Below are 15,906 nucleotides of genomic sequence, written 5' to 3' on the forward strand. Positions count from 1 at the left end.
GCGTTCGATCGGCTACTAGCTGCGGACCATCTTGCGCAGCACGTACTGCATGATGCCGCCGTTGCGGTAGTAGTCGGCCTCACCGGGGGTGTCGATGCGGACGACCGCGTCGAACTCCACCTTCGCGCCGTCGCCCTTGGTGGCGACCACGTGCACGGTGCGCGGCGTCTCGCCGTTGTTGAGGGCGGTGATGCCGGTGAAGTCGAACGTCTCCGTGCCGTCCAGGCCGAGGTCGGCGGCCGTGGAGCCCTCCGGGAACTGGAGCGGCAGCACGCCCATGCCGATCAGGTTCGACCGGTGGATGCGCTCGAACGACTCGGCGATCACGGCACGCACGCCCAGCAGCGAGGTGCCCTTCGCGGCCCAGTCGCGCGACGAGCCCGAGCCGTACTCCTTGCCCGCCAGCACCACCAGCGGCACGCCCGCCTCGGCGTAGGCCACCGACGCGTCGTAGATGGTGGTCTGCGGCGCGCCCTCGGTCAGGAAGTCGCGGGTGAAACCGCCCTGGACGTCGTCCAGCAGCAGGTTGCGCAGGCGGATGTTCGCGAACGTGCCGCGGATCATCACCTCGTGGTTGCCGCGCCGCGAGCCGTAGGAGTTGAAGTCCTTGCGCTCCACGCCGTGCTCGGTCAGGTACTTGCCCGCGGGCGAGTCGGCCTTGATCGCGCCGGCCGGGGAGATGTGGTCGGTGGTGACCGAGTCGCCGAGCAGCGCCAGCACGCGTGCGCCGCTGATCTCGGTGACCGGCTTCGGCTCCATCTCCATGCCCTCGAAGTACGGGGGCTTGCGCACGTAGGTGGACTGGGCGTCCCACTCGAAGGTGTTGCCGGTCGGCGTGGGCAGCGACTGCCAGCGCTGGTCGCCCGCGAACACGTCCGCGTAGCCCTTGGTGAAGCCCTCCGGGGAGATCGCGGACGCGACGACCTCGGAGACCTCCTGCGGCGACGGCCAGATGTCGGCCAGGTACACCGGCTCGCCGTTCTGGTCGGTGCCCAGCGGCTCGGTGGTGATGTCCTTGTCCATCGAACCGGCCAGCGCGTAGGCCACCACCAGCGGCGGGGACGCGAGGTAGTTCATCTTGATGTCGGGGTTGATCCGGCCCTCGAAGTTCCGGTTGCCGGACAGCACCGACACGGCGGCGAGGTCGCCGTGGCCGATGCCCGCCGAGATCTCGTCCTGGAGCGGGCCGGAGTTGCCGATGCACGTGGTGCAGCCGTAGCCGACCAGGTGGAAGCCCAGCTTCTCCAGGTACGGCAGCAGACCCGCGCGCTCGTAGTAGTCCATGACGACCTTGGAGCCCGGCGCGAGGGTGGTCTTCACCCACGGCTTGCGGTCCAGGCCCTTCTCCACGGCCTTCTTCGCGAGCAGCGCCGCGCCGATCATCACCGACGGGTTGGACGTGTTGGTGCACGAGGTGATCGCGGCGATCGCGACCGCGCCGTGGTCCAGCTCGAACTCGTTGCCGTCCACGGTCACCTTGACCGGGTTGGACGGGCGGCCCTGCGCGCCCTCGGCGGCGGTGTGCACCACGCGTGGCGCGCCGCCCGCGTCGCCGTCGGCCACCGCGGTCGGGTCGCTGGCCGGGAAGGTGTCCTCCACGGCCTCGTCCACGTTGGACTTGGTGTCGTCCTCGGTGTTGGTCACGTACGCGCCCAGCGCCTGCCGGAACGCGGCCTTGGCGGCGGTCAGCTCGATGCGGTCCTGCGGGCGCTTCGGGCCGGCGATCGACGGGACGACCGTCGACAGGTCCAGCTCCAGCGTCTCGGAGTACACCGGCTCGCGGGCCGGGTCGTGCCACAGGCCCTGCTCCTTGGCGTACGCCTCGACCAGCGCGAGCTGCTCGTCGGTGCGGCCGGTGAGCTTGAGGTAGTCGATGGTCTCGGCGTCGATCGGGAAGATCGCGCAGGTGGAGCCGAACTCGGGGCTCATGTTGCCGATGGTGGCGCGGTTGGCCAGCGGCACCGCGCCGACGCCGGAGCCGTAGAACTCCACGAACTTGCCGACCACGCCGTGCTTGCGCAGCATCTCGGTGATGGTCAGCACCAGGTCGGTGGCGGTCGCGCCGGCGGGCAGCTCGCCGTTCAGCTTGAAGCCGACCACGCGCGGGATCAGCATGGAGACCGGCTGGCCGAGCATGGCCGCCTCCGCCTCGATGCCGCCGACGCCCCAGCCGAGCACGCCGATGCCGTTGACCATGGTGGTGTGGGAGTCGGTGCCCACCAGCGTGTCCGGGTACGCCTGCCCGTTGCGGACCATCACCACGCGTGCCAGGTGCTCGATGTTGACCTGGTGCACGATGCCGGTGCCGGGCGGGACGACCTTGAACTCGTCGAACGCGGTCTGGCCCCAGCGCAGGAACTGGTAGCGCTCCTTGTTGCGCTGGTACTCCAGGTCCACGTTCAGCTCGAACGCGTCCGGGCGGCCGAAGATGTCGGCGATCACCGAGTGGTCGATGACCAGCTCGGCGGGCGCGAGCGGGTTGACCTTCGCCGGGTCGCCGCCGAGCTGGGTGACGGCCTCGCGCATGGTCGCCAGGTCCACCACGCACGGCACGCCGGTGAAGTCCTGCATGACCACGCGGGCCGGGGTGAACTGGATCTCGGTGTTCGGTTCGGCGGACGGATCCCACTTGCCCAGCGCGCGCACGTGGTCGGCGGTGATGTTCGCGCCGTCCTCGGTCCGCAGCAGGTTCTCCAGCAGGATCTTCAAGCTGTACGGCAGCCGCTCGGCGCCCTCGACCGCGCTCAGCCGGAACACCTCGTACGAGGAGTCCCCCACGGTGAGCGTGCCGCGGGCGCCGAAGCTGTCCTTGCTAGCTGGTGCAGTCACGTGAAACTCCATCTGGTGACGCGCGAAGTCGGTTTGGGAACTGCTGGTGAGTCTTCCGCACCCTGGGGCGCGGCGCCCTCTCGCCCTAAACAGTACGCGTGTCCTGTATTCGGCTTCAAGCCGGCCCCACGTAGCTCGGGGGATCATCACACCCGTGGTGCGCCTTGATCGAATCGGTAAGCGCTACGGGCGGGGCCCGTGGGTGCTGCGGGACGTGACACTGGTGGTGGAGCCGGGTGAGCCGGTCGTCGTCACGGGCGGTAACGGCACCGGTAAGTCGACCCTCCTGCGGATCGCCGCCGGGTTGAGCAGGCCCTCGGCGGGCCGCGTGACCCGGCCGCGTTCCGTCGGCTACCTGCCCGAGCGCTTCCCGACCGGCGTGAAGCTGCCCGCCCGCGACTACCTGCGCCTGCTCGCGGGCGTGCGCGGCGTGGCCGCCCGGTGGGACCTGGTGGAGGCGCTGGGCTTCGTCGGCGACCCGGACGCGCCGATGGCCACCCTGTCCAAGGGCAACACCCAGAAGATCGCGCTGGCCCAGGCTCTGACCGCGACCGACCTGCTGGTGCTGGACGAGCCGTGGTCCGGCCTGGACGCCGCGGCGGGCGCCGTGCTCGTCGACCTCGTGGCCGCGAGCGGGTGCGCCGTGCTGGTCACCGACCACCACGGCCACGACCTGCCCGGTGCGCGCCGCGTGCCGCTGGGTGCGGGGCCTGGAGGCGTCGTGGTCGAACTCGACCGGGTGGGCGAGGCGCTGGCGCGGATCGCGGCGCTGGACGGCGTGCGCGACGCCCGCGCGGTCGGCGGCGGCGCGCGGGTGGAGGTCGAGCCCGGCCACAGCGACCGGTTGCTGGCCGAGGCGCTGCGGCTGGGCTGCTCGGTGCGGAGCGTGCGGTCGTGAGCTACCTGGTGCGGTACCTGCTCGCGGACGTGCTGCGTGGTCAGCGCTTCCTGCCGCCCCTGCTGGTGTACGGGGCGGTGCTGGCGATGTTCAACGCGGGCGACGCGGGGCCGCCGTTGTCCGCGTACGCGGGGTCGTGCGCGTTCCTCTACCCGGCGGCCGTCTGGTTGACGGTCGTGATCGCCACCTCCGAGGACCCGGTGCGGCGGGCGGTGACCGTCGTGGCGGCGGGTGGGTGGGGGCGTGCGCAGGCGGCCGTGACGTTGCTGTCGTGCCTGGCGGTCACGGCTGTGGCGCTGGCGGCGGCGGTCGTGCCGCCGCTCGTCCAGCCGCGGCCCTATCCGGTGGCGGTGGTCGTGCTCGGGTTCGCCGCCCTCCTGGTGTGCGGGCTGACCGGCGTGGGCGTCGGCGTGCTCTGCGCGCGCCCGGTGATCACCCGGCACGGGTGGTCGGCACTGACCGCGGCGGCGCTGGCGGTGGCCGCGTTCCTGTTCGGCCAGGTGCCGCCGATCGGGAACGTGCTGGGTGCGCTCGGGCGTGAGCACGACCTGGTGCCGAACCTCGTGGTGTCGGGGGTGTGCGCGGTCGTGCTGCTGGTCGCGTCGACGGTGGTCTCGCGCACCCTCGGCCCACGCCGGGATTAGCGCCTCGGGCGGACGTCGGCCCGGGGCCGGTCCCAGACCTTCGGACCCCGCCTGCGCGGGGAAGACGCGGCGGCGGGGATCTCGGCCGCACGGCGCAGCGGACCACCCCCGCCTGCGCGGGGAAGACACTTGTTGACCTGTGACTTCACCGCGAGCGGGGTGGGTTTCGGTCGGTTTGTCATCGTCTCGCCATGAGCCGTGAGCGCCGTTGCCGGGCACGCCCTACCCCAGCACCTGGTCCAGGTAGGCAACCACGACCGACGCATCGGCTGTGGTCAGTGCCACGTGACCGTCCGGCCGCACCAACACCAACCCGGGCGCGACCACGCCGTAACCCGCCTCCACGTGACCCGCCACGTCGACCACGGAGTACGTCCGCACGTACGGATGCGCGTCCCGCACCATCGCCAAGGCGTCATCCACCCCCAAACCCAGCACGACGAACTCCGGGCCGCGCAGCAGATTGAACACCGTGGTCGGCGTGCCGTCTGACAACTCGCACGGCGCGTCCGGCGCGCGGTCACCCGCCCGTTCGCCGACACCCGCCAACGGACCACCCCGGTAGCTCACGCCCAACTGGAACACCTCCTCCGGGCGCGTGCCCGGTCGCACGTCGGGGTCTGCCACCTGGCGGTGCAGGTCGCTCGACAGCCCCAGCACGCGTGCCGCGACCGGCAGGCGCTCGGCCTCGTAGGTGTCCAGCAGTTCGGCACCCGCGCCGGTCAGCACGGCGGCCAGCTTCCAGCCCAGGTTGTAGGCGTCCTGGATGCCGGTGTTCATGCCCTGCGCGCCCGCGGGGGAGTGGACGTGCGCCGCGTCGCCCGCCAGGAACACCCGCCCCACCCGGAACCGGTCGACCATGCGCACGTTGGCCCGGTACAACGACATCCACGTCGCCTCCCGCACCACGACGTCATCCCGCCCGGTGCGCTCACGCACCAGCGCGCGCAACACCTCCAACGACGGCTCCACGTCCGCCTGCGCCTGGAGCTGGTACAAATCCGTGCCGGGCAACGGGCACAGGCCGATCATCCCGGCGGGCGAGTGCGGCCACGTGTGCCAGTGGTCGCGGTCCAGGCCGGTCAGCCGCACGTCGCCGACCACCATCCGCTGGTCGTCCCACGTCTCGCCGGCGAACCCGACACCGAGCGCCTTGCGGACGGAACTGCGCCCGCCGTCGCAGCCGACCAGGTACGCCACGCGCACCCGGTCACCGCCCACGACAGCGGTCACGCCGGTCGCGTCCTGCTCGAACCCGCTCACCTCCACGCCGTACTCCACCGCGCCACCCAGCTCCGCGAGCCGCGCCCGGAGCATGGCCTCCACCCGGAACTGCGGGATCAGCACGGTGCTCGGGAACGGCGTGGCGGGCGTCGGTACGCGCCCCTCGTGCGGGTCCCACTCGGCCACGACCCGCGCGCCGTCATAGGCCCGGAACCGCGGGCGGTCCGCGACCAAGACCTCCACGCCCAGGTCGTGCAGCACCTCGACCGAGCGCGGTTGCAGCCCCTTGCCGCGCGAGCCGGGGAAAGGACCGGCGGCGCGGTCCACCACGCGGTGGTCGACACCCCGGCGCGCCAGGTCGACGGCCAGGGCGAGGCCGGTCGGACCGGCACCCACGATCAGCACTTCTGCGTCCATGGCCCCACTGTCACCGCCGCGCGTGTCAACCACGTGTCAGACCCCGGGCACGCGACAGCCCCCGCCGGCACACCGGCGGGGGCTGTCGCGCGTGGTGTTACTTGGCGAGCTTGAGCAGCTCGTCGATGTCCTTGGGCTCCAGACCACGCATCAGGGTCAGGAACACCTCGCTGTAGGTGCGGAACGGGCTGACGTACCACTTGCCGTCCACTTCGGTCACGACGACGCCGAGACCGTCCTTCAGCACCTGCGAGCCGACGCGGGCGATCACGTCCACCGCGGCGGGCGGCGTGTTCCGGCCGCCCTGCTGCTGGACGAGCTGCGCGATCTCGTCGGCGCACAGCTTCTGCGACCGGCCGTCCGCCTTCACGGTGTAGCAGTCGCCGTCCCGGGAGACCTCGCCCTTGCTGCCCTGGATGTCCACGACGACCTTGCGGATCGTCAACTGCTTGCCGCCCTTGACGTCCTTCTCGTCGGTCTCCAGCTCGACCAGCTTCGCGCCGGTGCTCGGCACCCGGCCGACCTGGTCCACGATCACCGGGCCGACGTCCTGGAGCACGCCCATCTCGTCCGGCGGCAGCAACGCGATGACGCCCTTGATGTCACCGGCGAGCGCCTTCTCCACGATGCCCTTGGCCGCCGCCGCGGCGGAGTCCGCGCCGGCCGGCGCGATGCCCTGCGCGGGCCACTTGAGGTCTTCCTCCTCCAGCGCCGCGTTGGCGATCGTGTAGAACAGCGACGGGTACCACTCGTCGCCGACCTTGATCGTCGCGATGCCGATCGGCTTGCCCTTGCGCTTCTCCTTCTCCTTGGCGAAGTCGAGCGTCTCGGTCTCGGGCTCCTGGTCGAGCTTCGCGCCCAGCGCCTTGACCAGCTTGTCGGTCAACGGGATCTGCTTGACGTCCGACGTGACGGTGATCCGGCCCTCGATCACCTTGTTGATGGTGATGTGGTCGTTGACCTTCTCGGCGGCGGCCTCGTCGAACTTGACGCCCTCGCTCTTGATCTGGACGCCGCTGATCTTCTGCGGGTCCGCGTCCTGCTTCAGGATCTCCAGCCGCTTGGCCTCGCTGACGGTGGCCTCGGTGTAGTCCTTCGACAGCTTCGCCTCGGCGGGCGCCAGGCCGTTCATGATGCCCAGCACGTCACCGCTGCCCAGCGCGCTCAACAGGTTGTTCGCGGCGACCTGCGGGGTGTCGGAGCCGGCGGCGACGGAGTCGGAGTCGCGCAGCGCGCGCACCGTGAAGAAGGTGCCCGCCGCCAGCACGACGACGGCGACCAGCGCCGTGATGACCAGCCCGGTCCGCTTCTTCTTCGGCGGTTCGCCGCCCGGGTAGCCGAACGGCTGCTGCCCGTAGGGCTGCTGGCCGTAACCCTGCTGCGGGAAGCCCTGCGGCCCGGTCTGCGGGAAACCCTGCTGCGGGAAGCCCTGCTGCGGGAAACCCTGCTGCGGCTGGGGTCCCGTCTGCGGGAAACCCTGCTGCGGGAACCCTTCCTGCGGGAAACCCGGCTGCGGGTAGCCGCCCGGCTGCTGGCCGTGACCCGGCTGCTGCTGCGGGTAGCCGCCCTGCTGCGGCTGGCCGTACGGGTTGTTCTGCGGTGGCCATTCGCCTCCGCCGCCACCTGGGTAGGTCACGGTGCTCCTCCTGGACTGATCGCTGTGCGGGTGTTCGCGGTGAGCACGGTGATCGCCCCCGCGATCCCCAGCACGGCACCACCGAGGGTGACGACCGGTCCGGTCAGGCTGATCCCGACCATCGCTCCCTCGTTGCCCCCTTGGACGGCGGCAAGGGTCGCCACCGTTCCCGCGATCGTGCCAAACAGCAACGCCAAGCACGCGGAAATTCGAGGAAGACGGAACAACCAGAGCACCACGCAGCACACGGCCAACGGGGTCAGGGCCACCCAACCCACCCGGACCAGCTCGCCCGCCGCACCGTCCAAGCCCGCGAAACCACGCAGCGCGAGCACCTGGTAACTGTCCCTGTCCACGGTCCCGGAACGCAGCCACGGCAGGAAAGTCCCCACCACGGTTGTGACCAAGCCGACAACCCCGACCACCGCACCCCATGTCCTGCGCACGTGGCCATGCTCGCAAACCGGTGGCGTGGAATGGTGGGGGAATGGACGCACGGGGCGTGATGGCCGCGGCGCGGCGGATCACCGTGCTGACGGGCGCCGGGGTGTCGACCGAGTCCGGCATCCCCGACTTCCGCGGCCCGGGCGGGGTGTGGACGGCGCTCGGGCGCGAGTTCGACCTCGACGGCTACCTGGGCGACCCGGCCGTGCGGCGGGAGGTGTGGCGGACCCGGCTCGCGCACCCGGTGTGGACGGCCGAGCCGAACGCGGCGCACCGGGCGCTGGCCCGCCTGGAGCACGACGGTCGCGTGCGGGCGCTGCTGACCCAGAACGTCGACGGGCTGCACCAGCGCGCCGGGTCGTCGGCGGTGGTCGAGCTGCACGGGTCGCTGTGGGGGACGGTGTGCGTCGAGTGCGGTGCGGTCGGGTCGATGCCGGCGGCCCTGGACCGGCTCCGCGCGGGCGACCCCGATCCGCGGTGCCTCGTGTGCGGCGGTGTCCTGCGGTCGACCACGGTGGCGTTCGGCCGGCCGTTGGACCCGGACGTGCTGCGTGCGGCGCGGGCGGCGGTGCTCGACTGCGAGGTGCTGCTGGTGGCGGGCACCTCGCTGCTGGTCGAGCCGGCGGCCGGGTTGGTCGGCCTCGCGGCGGGTGTCGGCGCGGCCGTGGTGATCTGCAACGACGAGGCGACGCCGTACGACGGGGTGGCGGCGGCGATCGCGCGGGGACCGGTCGGGGTGTCGTTGCCGGAACTGGTGGCGGTGCCCGTGGTGGCCGACGGGCCGCTCCGGACGTGGGGCGACCCCAGCACCTGGTGAGCGCGACCCCGAGCGACGCGGTAGCCACTCCCCGTGGTCGGGGATAACGTCACGGTGCATGCGCGTACCACTTACCGTCGCTGATTTCCTCGACCGTGCCGCGCAAGTCTTCGCGGACACCACCGCCACCGTGGACGAGCCCGACCAACCCGCGCCGCCCGTCCCCACCACCACCTACGCCGCGTTCGCCGACCGCGTCCGCGCCTGGCAGGCGGGCCTCGACGCCCTCGGCGTCGGCGAGGGCGAGCGGGTCGCCGTCGTCAGCCCCAACTCCGCCCGGCTGCTCGAACTGCTGCACGCGGCGCCCGCGAGCGGACGGGTCTGCGTGCCGGTCAACTTCCGCCTGAAGTCCGACGAGGTGTCCTACATCGTCGAGCACAGCGGCGCGTCGGTGCTCTTCGTCGACCCCGGGCTGGACCTCCCGGGCGTCACCGCGCCGCACCGGTTCACGCTCGGCGACGAGAGCGACGCCCTGCTCCGCTTCGACACCGAGCCGCGCCCGTGGTCGTCGCCCGACGAGGACGCCACCGCCACCCTCAACTACACGTCCGGCACGACGGCCCGCCCCAAGGGCGTCCGGATGACCCACCGCAACATCTGGCTCAACGCCGTCACGTTCGCCCTGCACGCCCGCGCCTGGGAGCGCGACGTCTACCTGCACGTCCTGCCGATGTTCCACTGCAACGGCTGGGGAATGCCCTACGGGCTGGCGGGGCTGGGCGTGCCGCAGGTGGTGCTCCGCAAGGTCGACGGGACCGAGATCCTGCGCCGCGTGCGCGACCACGGCGTCACGTTGATGTGCGGCGCGCCCGCCGTGTGGAACGCCGTCCTGGACGCCGCCCGGTCCTGGGAGGGCGAGGTGCCCGGCCGGGGCCGGGTGCGCGTCGTCTGCGCCGGTGCGCCGCCGCCGAGCCGCACCATCGCCCGCGTCGGCGACGAACTCGGCTGGGAGTTCCTCCAGCTCTACGGCCTGACCGAGACGTCGCCGCTGCTCACCTTCAACCGCACCCGGCCGGGGGACGACGACCTGCCCGCCGACGAGCGCGCGCGCAAGCTGTCCCGGGCGGGCGCGCCGGGCATCGGGGTGCGGTTGCGGATCGCCGAGGACGGCGAGGTGCTGGCTCGCGGCAACCACGTCATGGCCGGGTACTGGCGGAACGAGGAGGCGACCGACGAGGCCGTCGCGGACGGCTGGTTCCACACCGGTGACGGCGGGTCGCTCGACGACGAGGGCTTCCTGACCATCTCCGACCGCAAGAAGGACGTGATCATCACCGGCGGCGAGAACGTGTCGTCCATCGAGGTCGAGGACGCCCTGTTCACGCACCCGGCGGTCGCGGAGGCGGCGGTGATCGGGGTGCCGCACGAGAAGTGGGGTGAAACGATCAAGGCGCTGGTCGTGCCCGCCGCGGGCGCGTCGGTGACCGAGGCGGAGCTGATCGCGCACTGCAAGGCGCGGCTCGCCGGGTTCAAGGCGCCGACGTCCGTCGAGTTCCGGGACGCCATCCCGCGCACCGCCACCGGCAAGGTCCAGAAGTTCCGGCTGCGCGAGCCCTACTGGGCGGAGCGGGAGGGCGACGCAAAGTAGATCAAGGACTCCCCGGTGTGACCCATGTGGCTGAAGTTCTTGCGGGGTCAATTGGAAACCTTGGTGTTGAAGTGGCACAGTCTCGGAACGTGACCGGGTAGCGCCATTCGGTGTAATCCGGGTGGTCCGAGCGGGCGGGGAGGCTTGTCGTGGCGCGATGGGTGGCGGCCGTGGTCGTGGCGCTGGTGCTGTTCCCGGGTACCGCCTCGGCGGTGCCGCCGCCCCCGCCGAACCCGAGCGACGACCAGATCACGGCGGGCCGGGCCGAGGCCGACGCGAAGGCCGCGCGGGTCGGTGAGCTGACCGGGCAGCTCACCGCGGCGGAGGCCGAGCTGCGCAGGCTCACCGACGACGTCGCCTTCAAGATGGAGCTGGCCAACAAGGCACGCGTCGACCTGGAGAACGCCCAGCACGAGGCGGTCCGGGCCAAGGAGGACGCCGACGCGGCCCGCACCGAGGCCGACGCCGCCGGCCGGGCCGTCGAGGAGTCCCGCGCGGAGCTGGACGACTTCGCCGCCGCGAGCTTCCAGCAGGGCAGCACCATCGGCTCGCTGTCGGCGTACTTCGGCGCGTCCAGCCCGGAGGACCTGCTGGCCCGCGCGCAACTGCTCGCCGCGGTCGGCGACTCGGGGCTGAACGCCCTGGACGACGTGGAGCGGGCGCGCTCGGAGCTGGCCAACAAGGACTCCGCCGCCCGCGCCGCGCTGGACCTGGCGAACGAGAAGCAGGCCGCCGCCGAGCAGGCCCGGCGCGACGCCGACGACGCTCAGCAGTCCGCCGTGCGGGCACAGCAGGCGCAGGCCGGTCAGGCGGCGGCGATCGAGGGCGACCGGAGCCGGGTCGAGGGCGAGCTGACGCAGGCGTTGACCGCCGTGCAGGGGTTGGAGGGTCAGCGCGCGCAGTACAACAGCTGGCTCGACGACAAGCGGCGCGAGGAGGAGGAAGCGGCCCGGCAGGCGGCGCTCAACGCGGCCCAGCGCCCGGCGCAGCAGCCGAACCGGCCGCCCGCCCAGCAGATCACCCCGCCGCCGAGCGGTGGCGGCGACGTGGAGACCGTGATCGCCCGCGCCATGGCCAACCTCGGCGTCCGCTACTCGTGGGGCGGCGGCAACTACAACGGGCCGACCGTCGGCATCCGGGACGGCGGCGTGGCCGACTCGTACGGCGACTACTACAGCGTCGGCTTCGACTGCTCCGGGCTGATGATGTACGCGTTCGCGGGCGCCGGGGTGTACCTGCCGCACTACAGCGGTTACCAGTACAACGCGGGCTACCAGGTGCCGTTGGCACAGGCCCAGCGGGGCGACATGCTGTTCTGGGGTCCCGGCGGCGGCACGCACGTGGCCCTGTACCTGGGCGACGGGATGATGATCGAGGCGCCGTACTCGGGCTCGTCGGTGCGCGTCGCCCCGGTCCGTTACGGCGGGATCATGCCCTACGCCGTCCGCCTGCTCTGACCTGCGGATTCCAGAATCCTTCAGGAATCGTTGCGGCCCCGTCCGCCATTCTCGGTGGTGCGGCCGGACCGATGGGGGAAGGCGGAACGGCCGCACCGGGCGGTGTCCCGAGGGGTGGGGCGCGGCACGAGTGGTCAACTGGGGGCGACGGGTGCCGTCGCGACCGCGACGGCACCCGCCGACCACTCGGGGCCCGGTCGCCACCGCGGACCGGTGGCCGCCGATCGACTGGGGGTTCGGCGGGCGCCCGGTCCGCGCCGGGCGGACGAGGGGGTGGCCGGGGGCCGGGGGGACCGGTGCCCCGGCCCGGCGGGCGGCCGGCGCGACAATGGGTCCTGAGCGTGCGGGAAGGGCGGTGTCCGTGTCCGTTGGCGGGACCCCGGGGGTCGAGTGGGATGCCGTGGTCCTCGCCGGAGGACGCGGCAGCAGGCTGGGTGGCGTGGACAAGGCGGCCGTCGTGGTGGGCGGTCGCACGTTGCTGGCACACGCGCTCGACGCCGTGCGCGCCGCCGGGCGGGTGGTCGTCGTCGGCCCGGCCAAGGACGTGCCGGGCGTGTTGTGGGCACGCGAGGAACCGCCCGGCGGTGGGCCGCTCGCCGGGCTCGCGGCGGGTCTCGCGCACGTGCGCGCGCCGTGGGTCGCGGTGCTCGCCGTGGACCAGCCCGGCGTCACGGCGTCCACAGTGGAGCGGTTGCTGGCCGCGGGTGGACCCGCCGTCCTGGTGGACGGGGAGGGCCACCGGCAGTGGCTCGCCGGTGTGTGGCGGACGGCGGCGTTGCGGGCCGCGCTGCCCACCGTCCCGAGTGGCTCGTCGATGCGGTCCGTGCTCGGCCCGCTCGACCCCGCGGGGGTGCCGGCGCTGCCCGGCGAGGCGCACGACGTGGACACGCCGGCGGACCTCCGCTGAGCCGACCCCCTTCACAAGCGTCACACCGGGGACAGGGAAGACTTGCGCACCGTCGCACAACCCTGTCGTAGGAGGACCTGTTGTCCGAGCCCGCCGCCGAGGCGCCCAACACGCCGGCTCGTGACGCCCAGTTGCTCGAACGCACCGTGTTCGAGGTCAAGCGGGTGATCGTCGGTCAGGACCGGTTGGTCGAGCGGATGCTCGTCGGCCTGCTGGCCAAGGGCCACCTGCTGCTCGAAGGCGTGCCCGGCGTGGCCAAGACGCTCGCCGTGGAGACGTTCGCGAACGTGGTCGGCGGCTCCTTCTCCCGCGTCCAGTTCACCCCCGACCTGGTGCCCGCCGACATCCTCGGCACCCGCATCTACCGGCAGGCCAGCGAGAGCTTCGACGTGGAGCTGGGTCCCGTCGTGGCCAACTTCGTGCTCGCCGACGAGATCAACCGCGCGCCCGCCAAGGTGCAGAGCGCGATGCTGGAGGTCATGGCCGAGCGGCACGTGTCGATCGGCGGCCGGACGTTCCCGATGCCGACGCCGTTCCTGGTGCTCGCCACCCAGAACCCCATCGAGAACGAGGGCGTCTACCCGCTGCCCGAGGCGCAGCGCGACCGCTTCCTGTTCAAGATCCAGGTCGAGTACCCCTCGGCCGAGGAGGAGCGGGAGATCGTCTACCGGATGGGCGTCGAGCCGCCCGTGCCGCACCAGGTGCTCAGCCCGGAGGAGCTGCTGCGCCTCCAGGGCGTCGCGTCGCGGGTGTTCGTGCACCACGCGCTGGTGGACTACGTGGTGCGCCTGGTGATCGCGACCCGCGCGCCGAAGGAGCACCAGCTCAACGACGTGGCCGGCTGGGTCGCGTACGGCGCGTCGCCACGCGCCAGCCTCGGCATCATCGCCGCCGCCCGCGCGCTGGCCCTGGTCCGGGGCCGCGACTACGTGCTGCCGCAGGACATCGTGGACGTCGTGCCGGACGTGCTGCGCCACCGGCTCGTGCTGTCCTACGACGCGCTGGCCGACGGCGTGCCGCTGGACCACATCATCACGCGCGTGCTCCAGACCGTGCCGCTGCCGCAGGTCTCCGCCCGGCCGCAGGCGCCGCAGCCCGCGGGTAGGCCGTGACCTCCGAAGAGCCCGCCGAGCGGCCGAGCTGGGCGCCGCCGGTGCTGGCCGGGGGCCGCGTGGAGGCCGCGCTGCGCACCCTGGAGCTGGACGTCCGCCGCCGGCTCGACGGCCTGCTCCAGGGCAACCACCTCGGCCTCGTGCCCGGTCCCGGTTCGGAGCCGGGTGAGGCCCGGCCCTACCAGCCCGGTGACGACGTGCGGCGGATGGACTGGGCGGTCACCGCCCGGACCACGGTGCCGCACATCCGGGAGACGGTCGCGGACCGCGAGCTGGAGACGTGGCTCGCGATCGACCTGTCCCCGTCGCTGGACTTCGGCACGGCGGTGTGCGAGAAGCGCGACCTGGTGGTCGCCGCGACGGCCGCCGTGGCGCACCTGACCAGGGGCGGCGGCAACCGGATCGGCGCGCTGGTGTCCACCGGCGAGCAGGTCGTCCGGGTGCCCGCGCGTGGCGGCCTGGCGCACGCGCGCGGCCTGGTCCGCCGGGTCGCCGAGACGCCACGCGCGCCGGAGGGCACCCGCGGCTCGCTCGCGGCGCTGCTGGAGCAGTTGCGCCGACCGCCACGCAGGCGCGGCCTCGTGGTGGTGCTCTCCGACTTCCTCGGCGAGACCGACTGGCAGCGCCCGCTGCGCGCGTTGTCGGCCCGGCACGACCTGGTGGCGGTCGAGGTGGTCGACCCGCGTGACATCGACCTGCCCGAGGTCGGCACGGTCGTGCTCGCCGACCCGGAGAGCGGGCGGCAGCGCGAGGTGACCGCGTCGCCGCTGCTGCGCCGCGAGTTCGCGGCGGCGGCGGCCGAGCACCGGGCGGCGGTCGCCGCCGGGCTGCGGCAGGCGGGCGCCGGGCACCTGGTGCTGCGCACCGACTCGGACTGGATCGCGGACACCGTCCGCTTCGTGGTGGCCCGCAAGCGCCGCTGGTCGGGAGGGGTGGCCGGATGAGCCTGTCGGGTTTCACCGCGCCGTGGTGGTTCCTGCTGCTGATCGCCGTCGCGGCGGTCGCGGCGGGCTACGTGGTGGTGCAGCGGGTGCTGCGCAAGCGGGTGCTGCGGTTCGCGAACCTGCCCATGCTGGAACGGGTCGCGCCGAAGCGGCAGGGCTGGTGGCGGCACGTGCCGGCGGCGGTGCTGCTGGTGGCGTTCATCCTGCTGACGGTCGCGCTGGCCGGTCCGACCGCGGAGCAGAAGGTGCCGCGCAACCGGGCGACCGTGATGCTGGTGGTCGACACGTCGCTGTCGATGAAGGCCACCGACGTGCGGCCGTCCCGGCTGGAAGCGGCGCAGGTGGCGGCGAAGTCGTTCGCGGACGGCCTCACGCCCGGCATCAACCTGGGGCTGATCTCGTTCGCCGGTTCGGCCACGGTGCTCGTCGCGCCGACCACCGACCGGGGCGCGGTGACGCAGAGCATCGACGCGCTGAAGCTCGCCCAGTCCACCGCGACCGGTGACGCGATCGTCGCGGCGCTGGCGGCGATCGACTCGTTCGGCAAGATCGTCGGCGGCGCGGACGGCCCACCGCCGGCGCGGGTCGTGCTGATGACCGACGGCAAGGAGACGGTCGGCACGCGGCGCGCGTTCGACGCGGCGGAGGACGCCAAGAAGGCGGGCATCCCGATCTCCACGATCTCCTTCGGCACGGAGGACGGCGTGGTCGAGATCGAGGGCCGCCGGCAGGAGGTGCCGGTGGACGACGACTCGATGAAGGAGATCGCGCAGCTGTCCGGCGGCGAGTTCTTCAAGGCGGCCAGCGCCGAGGAGCTGCGGCGGGTGTACGACACGCTGGGCGAGCAGATCGGCTACGAGAAGAAGCAGGCCGACGCGAGCCGGCCGTGGGTGGTGCTGGGCACCGTGCTGGGCCTGGTGGGCATCGCCGGCGCGCTGCTGCTCGGGCAGCGCCTGCCCTGATCGGCGCGCGGTGGTGATGATCACCCG

At 72.6% G+C, this 15,906-nt stretch carries 13 protein-coding genes; 9 read left to right on the plus strand and 4 right to left on the minus strand.

The features are described from left to right. Window positions 1-15: 15 nt before the first annotated feature. Entirely contained in the window at window positions 16-2,829 is a 2,814-nt protein-coding gene (locus KZQ38_RS10640) for an aconitate hydratase (protein ID WP_308258340.1), read from the minus strand. Between the two features lie 214 nt (window positions 2,830-3,043). On the opposite strand from KZQ38_RS10640, the gene KZQ38_RS10645 reads away from it, so the two are divergent. Beyond that, window positions 3,044-3,727, plus strand: coding sequence for an ABC transporter ATP-binding protein (locus KZQ38_RS10645; protein ID WP_308258341.1), 684 nt, complete (start codon window positions 3,044-3,046; stop codon window positions 3,725-3,727). Then, window positions 3,724-4,371 carry a hypothetical protein gene (locus tag KZQ38_RS10650; protein WP_219440705.1) on the plus strand — a complete coding sequence of 216 codons (648 nt, stop codon included), beginning with the start codon at window positions 3,724-3,726 and terminating at the stop codon, window positions 4,369-4,371. The genes KZQ38_RS10645 and KZQ38_RS10650 overlap by 4 nt, the downstream gene beginning before the upstream one ends. A gap of 222 nt (window positions 4,372-4,593) precedes the next feature. On the opposite strand, the gene KZQ38_RS10655 is transcribed toward KZQ38_RS10650, so the two are convergent. The 3 genes from KZQ38_RS10655 to KZQ38_RS10665 form a co-directional block, all read right to left on the minus strand. Continuing rightward, entirely contained in the window at window positions 4,594-6,012 is a 1,419-nt protein-coding gene (locus tag KZQ38_RS10655) for an FAD-dependent monooxygenase (protein WP_219440707.1), read from the minus strand. Window positions 6,013-6,109: 97 nt separating this feature from the next. Then, window positions 6,110-7,648 carry a flagellar basal body protein FliL gene (locus KZQ38_RS10660; RefSeq protein WP_219440709.1) on the minus strand — a complete coding sequence of 513 codons (1,539 nt, stop codon included), beginning with the start codon at window positions 7,646-7,648 and terminating at the stop codon, window positions 6,110-6,112. Further along, complete coding sequence (locus tag KZQ38_RS10665; RefSeq protein ID WP_219440711.1) at window positions 7,645-8,004, minus strand: hypothetical protein; 360 nt, start codon at window positions 8,002-8,004, stop codon at window positions 7,645-7,647. The genes KZQ38_RS10660 and KZQ38_RS10665 overlap by 4 nt, the downstream gene beginning before the upstream one ends. A gap of 131 nt (window positions 8,005-8,135) precedes the next feature. Here KZQ38_RS10665 and KZQ38_RS10670 point away from each other — a divergent pair, with 131 nt between their 5' ends. The 7 genes from KZQ38_RS10670 to KZQ38_RS10700 all read left to right on the plus strand — a co-directional run bounded on the left by KZQ38_RS10670 (window position 8,136) and on the right by KZQ38_RS10700 (window position 15,879). Further along, complete coding sequence (locus KZQ38_RS10670; RefSeq protein ID WP_219440713.1) at window positions 8,136-8,909, plus strand: SIR2 family NAD-dependent protein deacylase; 774 nt, start codon at window positions 8,136-8,138, stop codon at window positions 8,907-8,909. A gap of 58 nt (window positions 8,910-8,967) precedes the next feature. After that, complete coding sequence (locus KZQ38_RS10675; RefSeq protein ID WP_219440714.1) at window positions 8,968-10,497, plus strand: AMP-binding protein; 1,530 nt, start codon at window positions 8,968-8,970, stop codon at window positions 10,495-10,497. Between the two features lie 149 nt (window positions 10,498-10,646). Next, window positions 10,647-11,954 carry an NlpC/P60 family protein gene (locus tag KZQ38_RS10680; RefSeq protein ID WP_219440716.1) on the plus strand — a complete coding sequence of 436 codons (1,308 nt, stop codon included), beginning with the start codon at window positions 10,647-10,649 and terminating at the stop codon, window positions 11,952-11,954. 328 nt (window positions 11,955-12,282) lie between these two features. After that, window positions 12,283-12,861 (plus strand): molybdenum cofactor guanylyltransferase, encoded by a 579-nt coding sequence (gene mobA, locus KZQ38_RS10685; RefSeq protein ID WP_219440718.1) that lies wholly within the window; start codon window positions 12,283-12,285, stop codon window positions 12,859-12,861. An 80-nt stretch (window positions 12,862-12,941) separates the two neighbouring features. Further along, window positions 12,942-13,973, plus strand: a complete 1,032-nt coding sequence (locus tag KZQ38_RS10690; protein ID WP_219440720.1) for an AAA family ATPase — start codon at window positions 12,942-12,944, stop codon at window positions 13,971-13,973. Then, window positions 13,970-14,917 (plus strand): DUF58 domain-containing protein, encoded by a 948-nt coding sequence (locus KZQ38_RS10695; protein ID WP_219440722.1) that lies wholly within the window; start codon window positions 13,970-13,972, stop codon window positions 14,915-14,917. Before KZQ38_RS10690 ends, KZQ38_RS10695 begins: the two co-directional genes overlap by 4 nt. Then, window positions 14,914-15,879 carry a VWA domain-containing protein gene (locus KZQ38_RS10700; protein ID WP_219440724.1) on the plus strand — a complete coding sequence of 322 codons (966 nt, stop codon included), beginning with the start codon at window positions 14,914-14,916 and terminating at the stop codon, window positions 15,877-15,879. Before KZQ38_RS10695 ends, KZQ38_RS10700 begins: the two co-directional genes overlap by 4 nt. The last annotated feature ends 27 nt before the right edge of the window (window positions 15,880-15,906 follow it).

The sequence above is a fragment of the Saccharothrix obliqua genome, assembly GCF_019375475.1.
GTDB lineage: Bacteria > Actinomycetota > Actinomycetes > Mycobacteriales > Pseudonocardiaceae > Actinosynnema > Actinosynnema obliqua.

Coding starts and splice junctions, on each gene's coding strand:
- KZQ38_RS10655 (WP_219440707.1), bottom strand. CDS start 6,012: ATGGACGCAGAAGTGCTGATCGTGGGTGCCGGTCCGACCGGCCTCGCC.
- KZQ38_RS10670 (WP_219440713.1), top strand. CDS start 8,136: ATGGACGCACGGGGCGTGATGGCCGCGGCGCGGCGGATCACCGTGCTG.
- KZQ38_RS10675 (WP_219440714.1), top strand. CDS start 8,968: ATGCGCGTACCACTTACCGTCGCTGATTTCCTCGACCGTGCCGCGCAA.
- mobA (WP_219440718.1), top strand. CDS start 12,283: ATGGGTCCTGAGCGTGCGGGAAGGGCGGTGTCCGTGTCCGTTGGCGGG.
- KZQ38_RS10700 (WP_219440724.1), top strand. CDS start 14,914: ATGAGCCTGTCGGGTTTCACCGCGCCGTGGTGGTTCCTGCTGCTGATC.